The 14,544-nt window shown below is 46.9% G+C and carries 14 protein-coding genes; 2 read left to right on the top strand and 12 right to left on the bottom strand.

The genetic code is table 11. The annotated features are described in order from the left end of the window. Positions 1 to 187: 187 nt before the first annotated feature. Positions 188 to 868, top strand: a complete 681-nt coding sequence (locus tag BKB51_RS10445) for a DUF1194 domain-containing protein (protein WP_158090206.1) — start codon at positions 188 to 190, stop codon at positions 866 to 868. Here BKB51_RS10445 and BKB51_RS10440 read toward each other — a convergent pair. Together BKB51_RS10440 and BKB51_RS10435 are read right to left on the bottom strand one after the other, a co-directional pair. Next, positions 865 to 1,347: a peroxiredoxin gene (locus BKB51_RS10440; RefSeq protein ID WP_085901469.1), complete on the bottom strand. Its 483-nt coding sequence runs from the start codon at positions 1,345 to 1,347 to the stop codon at positions 865 to 867. The genes BKB51_RS10445 and BKB51_RS10440 overlap by 4 nt on opposite strands. 37 nt (positions 1,348 to 1,384) lie before the next feature. Then, positions 1,385 to 3,415 (bottom strand): protein-disulfide reductase DsbD family protein, encoded by a 2,031-nt coding sequence (locus BKB51_RS10435; protein ID WP_158090205.1) that lies wholly within the window; start codon positions 3,413 to 3,415, stop codon positions 1,385 to 1,387. Positions 3,416 to 3,713: 298 nt separating this feature from the next. Between BKB51_RS10435 and BKB51_RS10430 the strand changes: the two genes are divergently transcribed. After that, on the top strand, positions 3,714 to 4,286 hold the full coding sequence (locus tag BKB51_RS10430; protein ID WP_085901041.1) for a YqgE/AlgH family protein: 573 nt from the start codon (positions 3,714 to 3,716) through the stop codon (positions 4,284 to 4,286). Positions 4,287 to 4,305: 19 nt separating this feature from the next. On the opposite strand, the gene BKB51_RS10425 is transcribed toward BKB51_RS10430, so the two are convergent. The 10 genes from BKB51_RS10425 to ctaD form a co-directional block, all read right to left on the bottom strand. Next, positions 4,306 to 4,941, bottom strand: a complete 636-nt coding sequence (locus BKB51_RS10425; RefSeq protein ID WP_085901040.1) for a GNAT family N-acetyltransferase — start codon at positions 4,939 to 4,941, stop codon at positions 4,306 to 4,308. Next, positions 4,941 to 6,200, bottom strand: a complete 1,260-nt coding sequence (locus BKB51_RS10420; RefSeq protein WP_085901039.1) for a M16 family metallopeptidase — start codon at positions 6,198 to 6,200, stop codon at positions 4,941 to 4,943. Before BKB51_RS10420 ends, BKB51_RS10425 begins: the two co-directional genes overlap by 1 nt. 2 nt (positions 6,201 to 6,202) lie before the next feature. Continuing rightward, positions 6,203 to 7,600, bottom strand: a complete 1,398-nt coding sequence (gene thrC, locus BKB51_RS10415) for a threonine synthase (protein ID WP_085901038.1) — start codon at positions 7,598 to 7,600, stop codon at positions 6,203 to 6,205. 135 nt (positions 7,601 to 7,735) lie between these two features. Beyond that, positions 7,736 to 9,229 (bottom strand): carboxypeptidase M32, encoded by a 1,494-nt coding sequence (locus tag BKB51_RS10410; RefSeq protein WP_085901037.1) that lies wholly within the window; start codon positions 9,227 to 9,229, stop codon positions 7,736 to 7,738. Positions 9,230 to 9,280: 51 nt separating this feature from the next. Further along, complete coding sequence (locus BKB51_RS10405) at positions 9,281 to 10,033, bottom strand: SURF1 family protein (RefSeq protein ID WP_085901036.1); 753 nt, start codon at positions 10,031 to 10,033, stop codon at positions 9,281 to 9,283. A 261-nt stretch (positions 10,034 to 10,294) separates the two neighbouring features. Next, positions 10,295 to 11,092 carry a cytochrome c oxidase subunit 3 gene (locus BKB51_RS10400; protein WP_085901035.1) on the bottom strand — a complete coding sequence of 266 codons (798 nt, stop codon included), beginning with the start codon at positions 11,090 to 11,092 and terminating at the stop codon, positions 10,295 to 10,297. A 34-nt stretch (positions 11,093 to 11,126) separates the two neighbouring features. Next, positions 11,127 to 11,738, bottom strand: a complete 612-nt coding sequence (locus tag BKB51_RS10395; protein WP_085901034.1) for a cytochrome c oxidase assembly protein — start codon at positions 11,736 to 11,738, stop codon at positions 11,127 to 11,129. 1 nt (position 11,739) lies between these two features. After that, entirely contained in the window at positions 11,740 to 11,907 is a 168-nt protein-coding gene (locus tag BKB51_RS20900) for a hypothetical protein (RefSeq protein ID WP_179187846.1), read from the bottom strand. A 1-nt stretch (position 11,908) separates the two neighbouring features. After that, a complete protein-coding gene (gene cyoE / locus BKB51_RS10390; RefSeq protein WP_085901468.1) occupies positions 11,909 to 12,829 on the bottom strand; it encodes a heme o synthase in 921 nt (306 codons plus the stop codon). Between the two features lie 91 nt (positions 12,830 to 12,920). Further along, positions 12,921 to 14,522: a cytochrome c oxidase subunit I gene (gene ctaD / locus BKB51_RS10385; protein ID WP_085901033.1), complete on the bottom strand. Its 1,602-nt coding sequence runs from the start codon at positions 14,520 to 14,522 to the stop codon at positions 12,921 to 12,923. Between the last annotated feature and the right edge of the window lie 22 nt (positions 14,523 to 14,544).

Genomic DNA, 14,544 nt, shown 5'->3' with positions numbered 1-14,544 from the left:
TGATCAGAGTTACTTTGGATAAAAATTCTGTCTCTTTAGAGTCGAAAACCAAACTTCATGCACACGAAAACAAAAAGAGACATGAAACTTTGTTTTGAGCTAAGATGTAAAAACGCTCTCATAAGAGGTCCATATAAACTTGAGAAAAGCTCGGACAAAATTCCTCTATTTAAAAAAAATGTTACTCATGACTTTCATGGTAACGACAGGCAATATGAGTGCCACCCATGCTGAAGGTCTGGCCGTAGATATGGAGCTTATACTGGCTGTGGACTGCTCCTACAGTGTCAGTGATGCAGAATACCAACTGCAGATGAACGGTCTGGCACGTGCCCTGCGCTCACCCGCCGTAAATGTAGCAATACAGGCTGGGCATTATAAGAAAATATCAATTGCTTTAATTCAATGGTCAGGAACCAATAACCAGATTGTCTCAATTCCCTGGACTGCGATAGGCTCCCCCAGCTCCGTTACCAATCTTTCTGAACGAATTCGCCGACTGCCTAGGCATGTGGCTCTTGGGCCAACGTCGATCTCAGCAGTTATTGCCAAATCACTCCATATGTTCAGCAACTCCCCCTATCGTTCTTACAGAAAGGTCTTGGATATATCTGGGGATGGGCGAAATAATGATGGTGTACCCGCCCACTTCCTGCGGGATGTCGCCATAAAAAAAGGTGTAACGGTCAATGGTCTCGCAATCATCAACGAAACCCCGACCCTGCACCACTACTTTCGAAATGCTGTGATCGGCGGACAGGGAAGCTTTGTCATAAAAGCAAATTCCTACGAAGCATACGAATATGCTATCCAGAAAAAACTCGTCCGAGAAATAGCGCCCCTGCCCATTGTCCAAAATACTTTTTAGAGATCTTTTAACATAACCTCTGCTGCAGATGCTTCATAAGCACCAGCTTCTTCAACGTGAAGCGACGCGACAACACCATCCTTAATCAGCATGGAAAATCTGGCGGCACGCTGCCCAAGACCGACACCAGACGCATCAATGGTTAACCCGACACCATTTGCGAGTTCACCCAATCCATCAGCCAACATCATGATGTCCCCCTCTGGGTCAAGCAAATCCCCCCAGGCTTTCATAACAAAGGGATCATTGACGGACATACAGGCAATAACATCGACACCTTGGTCACGTAATTTTTGCGCGTTCTCTTTATAGCTTGGGAAATGTTGTTCTTGGCAGGTTGGTGTGAAAGCACCTGGAACCGCAAAAAAAGCAACTGTTTTACCCGCACAGAACTCTGCAAAATCAATCTTGTCGATACCATCCGCATTCTTATTCCATACGGACGCCGAAGGAACTTTATCCCCAACTGAAATCGTCATGTTATTTCCAATCAATAGGTTAAGTTTATTTTCCAGATCACTGTTTTCCGGATGCCTGTTCAAAAGCACTTAAAACTTCATCAATGGTCAAAAGTTCTGATAACACTATCCCGTCAGGTGCGCCGGGACCATAGATAATATTAAAGGGAATTCCATAACGATTGTAGCTTTCCAGATACGCCGTAATTGTATCGCTTGGCAGTGTCCAGTCAGCCTGCATTGGCACAACATTTTCCTGTTGTAACAGGGACTGTATTTCATCCTGTTCCAACACAAGTTTTTTATTTACCTGGCAAGTAATACACCAGTCAGCAGTAACGTCGACAAAAACAATTCTACCGCTACCTACTTCTCCTGCTATCTGCTGCTGAGCAAACGGTATCCAATAATCCGAAAGAGATACATTTTCTGAAGAGACAGAAAATTTATAAGGAACCGCCAGAGAAAGGATCGCCAAGAAAACAACAGCTAAAGCCCGCTTTCCAATTGTTAGGGATTTAATGGCCAAAATAGCCATACCCAAAGCTAAAAGGCCGGCGACAAGGGTTGTTGCCAGCCAGCCCATCTGAACAAAAAGGACGGACAAAAGCCAAGCGACAGTCCCTAACAAAAGCAACCCAAGGGAACTTTTCAGCCAAATCATCCAGATTCCCGGTTTAGGGAGAAACATCGCAAGCTTTGGTTTCGCTGCTACGGCCAAATAAGGTAGCGACATACCAATACCCAGGAAGGTAAAAATCGCAAAGATTTCCCACGTCCCTCGCGCTAAAGCAAAGCCTACTGCTGTTCCCAAAAATGGCGCGGAACAAGGGGTCGCCAAAAGCGTGGCAAACATTCCCTTGAGAAAATCTCCTCCGCTCCCCTGCTTTTCACTTGCGCTCACGGCACGGTTCATCATCCCACCCGGTGCGACGAACTCAAACCAGCCAAAAAGGTTTGCTGCAAACAATGAAACAATCCCGCTCATAGCGATAAGAAACAGGGGTTGTTGAAACTGTATGCCCCAGCCCACAGAGAAACCTGCCACTTTCAAAAGAGATGCTGCCGCAGCCAAAATCCAGAAGGAAGTTAAAATGCCAAGACTTGTTGCGATAAAGCTTCTGCGAACGCCTTGATCATCGCCGTCTTCATGCCTGATCACCGACATCAACTTCAAGGACAAGACCGGTAAAACGCACGGCATTAGGTTCAGAATAAAGCCCCCTAAAAGAGCTAAACCAAGAATTGGTAAAAATGCCAAAACTCCGAGACTTGTTCCGACTGGAATATCTTTGTATCTGGAGACAGTTTTAAATTCTACGCCCTTTGTCCCATCAACAAGAGATAGCGTAATTTGCTTGCCTTCCAGAACTCCTTTGGTTTCCTTGTAGGTTGAAACCGGAATGGTGAATTCTGCCTTGGAACCATCTTCAAGGATAACAACTTCAGGTGCAGAGAAAGAAAAGCCCGGTGGCCCCTCAACAATAACATCCGGTTTTTGGAAGCCTTGCTCCTTAGTTGAACTATAAACTTTGAGAACCAGATCTTCACCTTCGCCGTCAAGGAAACTGTCCGTAATATCTAAACCGGCTTCGGCACCAAGCCCCGGCACTTGGCGAACATATGCATCGACAATACCCGCTTCCAGAGAAGGGAATGCTTCTCCGGCCGGAAGACGTATAGTCACTTCGGCATCAAAAGGAATACATATTTCTTTGCAGAGCAAATAGCTCGCCGTGCCCCGTAAAGTAACATCCTGCTGTGGATCATTTGCCTGAATTTCGAATGGAAAAACAACTTCTTTACTGTAGCCAAATGTCTGCAAACCAAAGAGCGTAAAACGATGAGGAACCGGCCAATAAAACTGCCAGGATTTCAGATTCTCACTTCCGGCTAGATCAAGAGAAACGGGAAACCCGGCATCACCCGGTGACCGCCAGTAGGTCTTCCAGCCTTCTTTTAGCTCAAATTGGAGGCCAAGCATCACCTTCCCAGCATCACCAAGCGTTTCCTGCCCTGTGACCAAACGGACACGAGAAAATTCTTCTTCAATCCAAGGTGAAGAAGATCCTTGAGCTGTGAAGGGCACCGAAAACAATGCAAAAAAAACAAAAAATGTTCCCTGCAGAACCCTGCACAGATTGTTGTTTATCTTTTCTCGTAAAAAATGCATGTGTCCCTAATTTCTAACTTGAACCAACATTATAAAACCGATGCTGTGTTTTCTCTTTTAGATTTGCTCTTGTATAAATATTAAGATGTAAATCTATATAGTATATAATAATTATGACGATGTGGCGGAATGCCTCGGCTTATAATCGCAACAAGACCTTGAGGCAACATAACCATCAACATCTCAATATCTGCTCAGGAGGGATGAAATATCAATGACAAGCTTTCAGAGTAACGGTTATTTGACCGGTAAGTTACTGATAGCCATGCCACAGATGACAGATTCACGCTTTGTAAAATCGGTCATATATATCTGCGCCCACAATGAAGATGGCGCGATGGGTCTCGTTGTTAATCAACTTATTGAAAGCTTTTCTTTCGTCGAGCTTCTCGAACAACTGGAAATAACACCCACAGCGTCTTCTTCACAGATCAAGGTACACTTTGGTGGTCCTGTTGAATCTGGTCGTGGTTTTGTTTTGCATAGCAATGATTATCAACAAGACGGTACCATGATCGTGGCCGAGACAATCTCAATGACAGCGACAATTGATATCCTGAACGATATCGCCAATAACAAAGGCCCAGAAAAGAGCTTATTGGCACTTGGATATGCGGGCTGGGGACCCGGGCAACTTAATGACGAATTACACCAAAATGGGTGGCTAGTTGCCGATCAGGATGATGAAATACTTTTTGGATCAAACATGATGGACAAATGGAATCTCGCTATGTCCAAAATCGGCATCGACCCCGCCCTATTATCCGGCGAAGCAGGGCACGCCTAAAACGGATAAGAACCCAACTTTAGGCCTTAACCTGGGTCACAGGAGGGACATTAATCCAGCCACGGCGTGACAAACGAGGATCATTTTGCAAAAGAGCAAAGGTTATATGATCTTGCCAGATTGCATTGATTTTCAAATAACCTCGGGCCCTGCCCTCTTCCTGAAAACCAACCTTTTTCAGCACTGTCTGGCTTGGGCCATTATGTTCCAGACAGGCCGCTTCCAAACGATGAAGCCCTAAGTCATCGAAAGCATAGTCAATCAGAGCTGACAGGATTTCAGTCATATAGCCCTTACCTGCATGGGCTTCGCCCATCCAGTAACCGATCGTCCCCATATAGGCAGCTCCCCGGCGAATATTCCCAAGGGTAATACCGCCAAGCATCGTATTATCGTCACGCGAAAAGGCATAAAAGGTGTAACCGACATCACTACGCCAATCCAATTTATATGCCCGAAGCTTATCCCGGAAAGACGATTTGGTCAGATTATCACTTGCCCAAGTCGGCTCCCACGGGGCAAGAAAATCGCGACTTTCCCGTCGCAGGTTGGCCCATTCTTTCCAGTCACCAGACTGGGGGGCACGCAGGTAAATCCGCTCGTTCATCAAGCGTAATTTCCGCATATCCCAATGGCTCATCCCACTTAGAAACATTAAGCAACAAACCTCTTTTGCAGCTGTTCTTTGCTTTCCAGATTGCCAAGAGGTCCCATAGCAGCAAGCGTCATAGGGCTTTTCAGAAGCTGCTGAGCAAAACCCTGAACCATATCCACATCAACAGCATCAATTTTCGCAACTGTTTCCTCAACCGGAATGGCGCGATCAAATATCAAGAGCTGCTGGGCGAGCTGTTCACAACGAACACCCGTGCTTTCCCGTCCCATCAGAATCGATGCTTTCAGTTGTGTTCTAGCTCTGACAATTTCTTCCTCCGTAACGGTTGAAGAAAGCTCCATCAACATATCCGAGACCACAGGAACAAGTTCGCTAACTTCCTTCTCTCCGGTACCTGCATAGATGCCAAAAAGACCATTATCCATAAAACTGGAGGCAAAAGAATAAATCGTATAAACGAGTCCACGCTTTTCGCGGATTTCCTGGAATAGTCGCGAAGACATTCCCCCACCAAACAAAGTAGAGAGAACATTGGCTGCATAATAATCCTGCCCAGCGAACTCAGCACCTTTGAAACCAAGAAGAAAATGGACCTGCTCCAGATCTCTGTCTTCTCTGAACTCACCCCCGGTATATTCAGACTGAGGCAAGGGACCAAGATTAGCTTTCCCAAGATTACTGAACTGCTCTTCTGCGAGTTTTACAAAGGTCTGGTGGTCAACATTGCCAGAAGCACAAACCACCATGGTATCGCTACCATAATTACCAGTAAGATAGCTGCGAAGATCATCAGCACTCAGGCGGTTAACAATTTCTCCACGCCCAAGTACCGGACGCCCGAGAGCTTGAGATGCAAAAGCCGTTTCCTGAAAGTGATCAAAAACAATATCATCAGGAGTATCATTTGCCTGACCAATTTCTTGCAGGACCACATGACGTTCTTTTTTGAGCTCCTCTTCGTCAAAAAGAGGCTTCTGTAAAATATCCGCAACTGTATCCAGTGCAAGCGGAACATCGTTTTTGAGTACCTTCGCATAAAAGGCTGTATTTTCCCGAGACGTATAGGCATTCAATTGTCCACCAACAGCCTCTATCTCTTCAGCAATATCAAAAGACGTACGTTTTTCCGTACCCTTGAACACCATGTGTTCAAGCAAGTGGGCAACTCCGTTGACATCAGCGCTTTCATTCCGTGCACCAACACCGATCCATGCCCCCAGGGAAACAGATTCGACTGCATCCTGTCGATCAGTCGCAACACGTAGTCCGTTGGACAGCGTAGAGATTTCAATCGTCATTATTAGCTGTTTCTCCGACGAGCCAGAACCATATCTTTTAATTTACTCAAATCATTTTCCATAACTTTGTATTGTTCTTCCCGATCAAAAAGATCTGCCATGTGTTCCGGCAACTCAGGCGTTACACCGGAAGCCTTATGAACCGCATCAGGGAATTTAGCTGGGTGTGCCGTTGCCATACACGCCATCGCAGGGACATCATCACGTACTTTGGCGACAGCTGCGGCAACCGCAATCACAGAATGAGGATCAAACAATTCACCCGTTTGCTCATAGTACTTTTTAATTTCTGCCAGCGTTTGATCGTCGTCCAGACGATAGGCATCAAACAACCTGAGTGCACGTTGATGGCGCGCAGGTTCCAGATCAAAGTTTCCATTCTCCCGGAACGAGGTCAACGCTGCCTCAACAGCTTGACCATCCTGATCGAGCAGATCAAACAACAAGCGTTCAAAATTGCTTGAAACCTGAATATCCATCGACGGAGACAGGCTTGGTTCAACCGGGTTCATTGTCATTGAACCTGTTTCAAAGAAACGAGTGAGAATATCATTGCGGTTAGAGCCAACAATTAACTGGGAAACCGGAAGTCCCATTCTACCCGCTGCATAGGCCGCAAAAACATTACCAAAATTACCCGTTGGCACAGAAAAGCCTACCGGACGATCCGGCGCACCAAGGGCAACCCCTGCGGCAAAATAATAGGCAATCTGGGACATAATTCGTGCCCAGTTAATAGAATTTACTGCAGACAGATTTACCGAATCACGGAAATTTTGATCATTGAACATCGCCTTAACGTGATCCTGGCAATCATCAAATGTTCCCTCAAGAGCAACATTGATAACGTTGTGCGACGTTACCGTTGTCATCTGGCGTCGCTGCACTTCGGAAACACGACCATGAGGATGCAGAATGAAGATGTCTATCTGATCCCTATCTCGACATGCTTCAATCGCCGCGGATCCGGTATCACCTGATGTTGCCCCAACAATCGTGATTCGCTCACCACGTTTTTTGAGAACGTAGTCAAAAAGACGCCCGAGCATTTGCAAGGCAAAATCTTTAAACGCAAGCGTCGGCCCATGGAAAAGCTCCATGACCCAGATACGCCCGTTTATTTGCTTCAGAGGTGCGACAGCCGAATGTCTGAAATCAGCATAACTGTCTTCGACAATCGCCTTTAAGTCTGGATCAGGTATAACACCAGCAACAAATGGTTTTACAACACGAAAGACAATTTCCGTATAGGGTTGCCCGGCCATGTCACGGATTTCTTCTGCCGAAAACTGAGGCCAGCTTTCGGGAAGGTAAAGTCCGCCGTCCCGAGCCAATCCGGCAAGGAGTACGTCATCGAAGTTAAGGGCTTCTGCCTGCCCACGCGTGCTGATGTATTTCATGATTTCCTAGACCGTCACTTTTGCAACGTAATAAGCCCATCGGGCTAAAGCCAAAAACCTTACTGCGCCTTTACCATAGCAGCAAGTAAGATCAATTTTACTATGGTTTTCTTCTGACAAGATCAAGCATCAAGATTAAACGTCAAGATAACGGGCCTTCAGATGCGCTTTAAACACCTGAGGGTCAAGCGGGTGTCCAGTCACTGTCGTCAACAATTCATCTGTTGAAAGGAATGATCCCCAAGCGTGAACATTTTCATTTAACCAACCCATAAGCGGGCCAAAATTCCCTTGGGCCAGTGCGGATGGAATTCCAGGCACAGCCGCTTTCGCGGCAGCAAACAACTGTGCCGCAGCCATAGCGCCCAAAGTATAGGTCGGGAAGTATCCCCAAGCACCGTCATACCAGTGAATATCCTGCAGACAGCCAAGAGTATCATTTGGTGGACGAATACCCAGCAAACCCTCTAAGCCGTCATTCCATGCCTGAGGCAAATCTTCAAGACCCATAGATCCCTTGATCAATTCCTTTTCCAGACGATATCGCAAAATCACGTGTGCAGGATACGTTACTTCGTCCGCATCGACCCGAATGAAGTCTGGCTTAACTTTGTTATAAATGCGCTGCATGTTATCCGGTGCCCATGCTGCCCCTTTGCCAGCAAAAGCCACCTTTGCTTTCTCAGCAACAAATGAAACAAACTCTTCGCTTCGGCTCGCTTGCATTTCAATAATAAGCGATTGGCTTTCATGCATAGTCATACCGCGCGCAGAGCCTACAGGCTGGAGGCGCCAATCCTTCGGTAGGTTACGCTCATACATCGCGTGCCCGGTTTCATGAAGAACGCCCATTAGCGACGTCATAAAATCAGTCTCGTCATACCGTGTTGTTATTCGGATATCATCCGGCACACCACCGCAAAAAGGGTGCAAGCTCACATCAAGGCGGCCGTGATTAAAGTCAAAGCCCACAGCCTTGATCATTTCACGCCCAAGTGCTTCTTGCGCTTTGACAGAAAACGGCCCATCAGGCATCTCTGCCGCAGTTTCTGATGCCTGTTTCTCCAACACGGCCTGTGTAAAATCTGGCAGGAACACAGCTAGATCATCAAAAATTGCGTCAATGCGCATTGACTTTCCGCCGGGTTCGAAATGATCCAGCAAGGCATCATAGGTGTCACATTCAAACAGCTCGGCTTTGATCTTCGCTTCTTGCTGCGTAAGGTTAAGTACTTCCTTCATTGCTGGCAGGATCGAAGCAAAGTCATTATTTGGACGTGCTTCGCGCCAAATCATCTCACAACGTTTACCAGCTTTTGTCTGCGCCTCGACAAAATCACCATCAAGTGCTGTAGCATGTCGCCAAATTCGCTGCATCTCGCGTAAATTAGCCAACTGCCAGCTACCCAGATCACCTTTGCTCTCTATCGCATGAGCAAACAGATCTTCCATTTCGCTACTGGTCAAAATTTCGTGCTGAACACCGCTTAGGGCTGCAAGCTGTTCCATTCTGGCTTCGGCACCGCCGGCTGGCATTACCGTCGACATGTCCCAACCGAGAACACCACTGGCTTCACCGATGGCGTTCATACGACGGAATTTTTTTTCAAGAGCAAGATAAGCTGACATTTCACATTCCCAATCAGGCAACTAACCATTCACACGACGAACGATTACAGTTTAGTCGTCTTCCAATTTTTCAACAGGGCGATAATGATAGATGAAATAAATCACGGCAAGGATCAAAGCCATCGCATACCATGTAATGACATACTCCAGATGATTATTCACTAAAGCGATACGCGTTTGCCCACCAAGTGGATATCCCCCCGGATTAGCTGTGGGACCTGCATCAAGATAAACACTCATAACTGGATTAGACAAACCGGTCTGCTGGCTCATTTCCTGGATATCTGTATAGAACCAAAAGTTATCTTCAGGATCATTGACCGGACGTACAAATTCATAGCCCTTCCATCCTCCAACACGAAGAAGGCCTTCTATTTTGACAGTTCCCTCAACTTGGCCTTCTGCTCGTAAGGCAGGGTCTTTAAAATCAGAAGGCACAAAACCTCGGTTGATCAAGATTTGCCGTCCATCCGTCATTGCAAAAGGCGTAATGACCTGAATACCCAACTGTCGATCCAATGATCGTGCGCCCATGATGAGCTCTTTATTGTGTAGAAACTCACCCTCTACCCAAACATTGATAAACTCGTCTGTTTCGGGTTCCGCAACTTCGCCGGGATAGGTTTCTGAAAAAGAAATAGCCGCAGCAGAAGCGCGATCTGTGCGTAAGGCAATTTGATCTTTTTTCCACTCCATACGTGATAGCTGCCACGTGCCAAGGGCAAGAGCAATCAAAACAACTGGAATGGTAAACATCGTGGGCCAAAAAGTTGGCTGAAAACGGCGTGCTGTGCCTTTAGTCATAATCGACAAATCCTGTGTCGCTGGCTTTTAATAGTATTCGAGCGCCACCATAAGGCCTTTGCAAGAACAGAGCAAAGCGATTGAGCCAATCTGGCAAGAAAAAATCCCTTCAACATATGCAAGATACAAAGGCCAGCCGCATACCCAAGAACATACAAAAAAGGCCGCGCCTTAACGGATGAAATGTAAATTTCATTTTCGTCTAAGGCACGGCCTTTTTTTTAAACCGAAACTGTTTCAGGTTTCCCCGATTGGAAAGGCTTAGCCACCCCACCAGTAAACAGCAGCAAACAGGAACAACCAAACAACGTCCACAAAGTGCCAGTACCAGGCCGCAGCCTCAAAGCCAACATGCGCTTCAGGCGTAAAGTGACCTTTTTTCGTACGGATCAAGCATACAAAAAGGAAGATGGTACCAACAATAACGTGGAAGCCGTGGAAACCGGTCGCCATGTAAAAGGTAGAAGAATAGATGTCGTCTGTGAAACCGAATGCAGCATGGCTGTACTCGAAAGCCTGAAGTGCCGTAAAGATAACGCCAAGACCGACAGTAATCATCAAGGCATGAACAGCTTGTTTCTGTTGGCTGTTCAGGATCGCATGATGCGCCCATGTCACAGAACAACCAGATAGCAACAGGATCAATGTGTTCAAGAACGGTAGATCAAATGCATCAAACGTTTCAACCCCAGCTGGCGGCCAAACGCCCCCAATAACTTCACTAGGATAGAAGGCAGCTGTGAAATACGCCCAGAAAAATGCCACAAAGAACATTACTTCAGAAGCGATGAACAGCACCATGCCGTATCTCAGACCAATACGAACCACTGGGGTATGAAGGTGACGAACATATGCTTCGTTCACCACGTCACGCCACCAGGCATACGCACAAATAAGGACCGATGCGATACCCGCATAGAGAACCAAGTTTGTATAGTCATGCATCATCATCACAAGACCTGTTGCCATTAAGCCGGCAGCAAAAGCTGTCAGCAAAGGCCAAGGGCTTGGATCAACCAAATGATACGGATGTTTTACTTCGTCGTGCCCTGCACTCATGATATCCCTCTTAACCAGACGCTGTTGCGTATTGTTAATTGATCTCTACAACCGGTTTATTTCCGGTGTCATTACCCAAATCACCCACATCCATACTATCCTCTTCTTCTGTATCCCGGAAGAAAGTATAGGACAGAGTGATTGTTTTTACGTCACTGAGATTCGGATCATTCTCTATTTCCGGGTCAACATAGAAAGTAACAGGCATGTCAACTTCCTGTCCCGGTAACAGAGTCTGCTCTGAAAAACAGAAACAATCTACTTTTACGAAATACTGACCGGCTTTAAGCGGCGTCACATTGAATGTGGCAACACCCTTGACCTTATCATCAGACGTATTTTTTGCGCGATAAAACGCAATTCCTTCTTCCCCGACTTTAATATCAACCGCGCGCTGCGCAGGCTTAAAGTACCAAGGGAGGTCCCCGTTTACTGAGGAATCAAACCGAATAGTCACGTCGCGATCAGTTGCGACCAAATCGTCTGTCGCGCCAACATCAGAAACCTGAGTTGTCCCGCCATAACCAGTCACCTGACAAAACAACCGATAAAGTGGTACAGACGCAAAGGCCAACGCCACCATTCCACAGACGACACCGCCCAGGATGATTGCAACGCGTGCATTTTTACCACCAGCGACAGACATTCTATTTCAGCCCCATCTTGACGATCGTAATAGTGTAAACCAACAGGATAAACCCAATCAAAACACCCAGAATAGCCCAGTTACGACGCTTTCTCTGTTTGTGAATTTCTTCGGAGTTTTCCACAGTTTGATATTTCTGTGTTTTGTTCTCAGACTCGTTTATGGACATATCAACCACCAATCAAACTCAGGATGCCCGGTGTCCGATCAATGATCAGCACGGCAAAGAGAACAAAGAGATATAAAATCGAAAAGAAGAACATCTTGCGGGCATGACGATCTTCTTCAGAACGAAGCACCTTGATGTTCAGCCATAGAAAATAAGCGCTCGCGATCAATGCCACAGCCCCATACAACAGACCTGCAACATTGAAATATACTGGCGCTAGTACAACCGGGAAAAGGGCAATGGTATAAACCAACATTTGCCACTTTGTGTTCTCGCGACCGGAAACCACTGGCAGCATGGGAACCTTGGCAGCGGCGTAATCACCATCTTTATAAAGCGCCAAAGCCCAAAAATGAGGGGGCGTCCACATAAAGATAATCAGAAACAGTACAATAGATTCAATAGATACGGTTCCAGTTACAGCCGCCCATCCAATCATCGGAGGGAAAGCACCCGCGGCCCCACCAATGACAATGTTCTGTGGCGTGCGGCGTTTTAGGAACATTGTATAAACAAAAACATAAAATCCGTTGGCTAAAGCCAGAAGTGCTGCTGCGGTCCAGTTCACAGCCAACCCCATAATCATCACTGAAAACAGGCTCAGAATAACTCCAAAGCTCAAGGCAACGTCCGGTGCCATACGACCAGCCGGGATCGGGCGTTTCTTAGTCCGTGTCATGATCGCGTCGATGTCGCGGTCATACCACATGTTAATTGCCCCGGCGCCACCGGATGCAATCGCGATACAGAACAGGGCAATAATCCCGAGGAAGGGATGAATAGTACCCGGAGCAACCATCAAACCGGAGAACCCTGTGAACACAACAAGGTACATAACCCCTGGCTTCATTAAAGCCCAGAAATCAGCAACCGGCGCAACACCACTCAAAGAAGCAGTATCCGTTGTTGTTGTATTTTCCATAGATGTATCGGTCACAAATTTACTCCTGATTAAATCCGGCCATTAGCATCGGATAGTACGATGAAATGGCCGGATCTATACTTAACTACCGTTATTTGATTTTTGGCAGCTCGTTAAAGCAGTGGAACGGTGGTGGAGAAGATACTGTCCACTCTAGCGTCGTTGCACTTTCGCCCCATGGATTATCACCGACACGACGACCAAATTTCATTGTCCAGATTGTAAGAAGAACAAAGAAGATTGTCGCACCAAAGGTAAGATAGGCGCCATAAGAAGAAATCGCGTTGAAACCAGCATAGGCATCTGGGTAATCAACGTAACGACGTGGCATACCCTGCAGACCGAGGAAGTGTTGTGGGAAGAAGATCATGTTCACGCCCACAAAGGTCAGCCAGAAGTGAAGGTGACCAGCCCACGCAGGGTAATCACGTCCAGACATTTTACCCATCCAGTAGTACATGCCAGCGATAATCGCAAAGACAGCACCAAGGCTGAGGACGTAGTGGAAGTGCGCAACAACATAATAGGTATCGTGCATTGCCAGATCCATACCAGAGTTCGCAAGAACCACACCTGTCACACCACCAACAGTGAAGAGGAAGATAAAGCCAAGCGCCCAAACCATTGGTACAGAGAAACGGAGTGAACCACCCCACATTGTCGCAATCCAAGAAAAGATCTTAATCCCCGTTGGAACAGCAATCACCAAGGTAGCTGTTGTAAAGTAAGCACGAGTGTTCACGTCGAGGCCGACAGTGTACATGTGGTGTGCCCAAACAACGAAGCCAACGAAGCCAATCGCACACATCGCATAAGCCATGCCGAGATAACCAAACACAGGCTTACGGCTAAAGGTAGAGATAATGTGTGAAATGATACCAAATCCAGGCAGGATCATGATGTACACTTCGGGGTGCCCAAAGAACCAGAACAGGTGCTGATACAGGATCGGATCGCCACCTTTGGCCGGATCAAAGAAAGATGTTCCGAAGTTACGATCTGTCAGCAACATAGTGATCGCGCCACCAAGAACTGGCACAGCCAATAGCAACAAGAAAGCCGTCACAAGCATGGACCACACAAAAAGAGGCATTTTGTGCAAGGTCATGCCCGGCGCACGCATGTTGAAAATTGTTGTGATGAAGTTCACGGCTCCGAGGATGGATGAAGCACCCGCCAAGTGAAGCGCAAAGATCGCCATATCAACCGACGGCCCCGATTGCCCAAAGGACGAGAGCGGCGGATAAACCGTCCACCCTGTACCGGCACCTTCACCAACCAGCGCAGAGCCAAGAAGCAGAAGGAACGCAGGAACAATCAGCCAGAAGGAAATGTTGTTCATACGCGGGAAAGCCATATCCGGCGCACCGATCATCAAAGGAACAAAGTAGTTCCCGAAACCACCGATCACCGCAGGCATCACCACAAAGAAAACCATGATGAAACCGTGTGCTGTAACAACAACGTTCCACCACTGACCGTTTGGCTCACCATCAGTCAAAAAGTACTGTACGCCTGGTTCTTGAAGTTCCAAACGCATGTAAACGGAAAATGCGCCGCCAATCAAAGCAGCAATTACTGAAAAGACCAGATACAAAATACCGATGTCTTTATGGTTGGTCGAACAGAACCAACGGGTAAAGAATCCCGGCATGTGATCATGGTCGTGATGGGCTTCAGCAGCAGTACCCATATCTCATATCCTCATTTCGTTT

Source organism: Kiloniella majae, from assembly GCF_002118315.1.
Lineage (GTDB): Bacteria > Pseudomonadota > Alphaproteobacteria > Kiloniellales > Kiloniellaceae > Kiloniella > Kiloniella majae.
The sequence above is the reverse complement of the archived record's forward strand: the minus strand, read 5'-3'. Positions and strand labels throughout refer to the sequence as shown.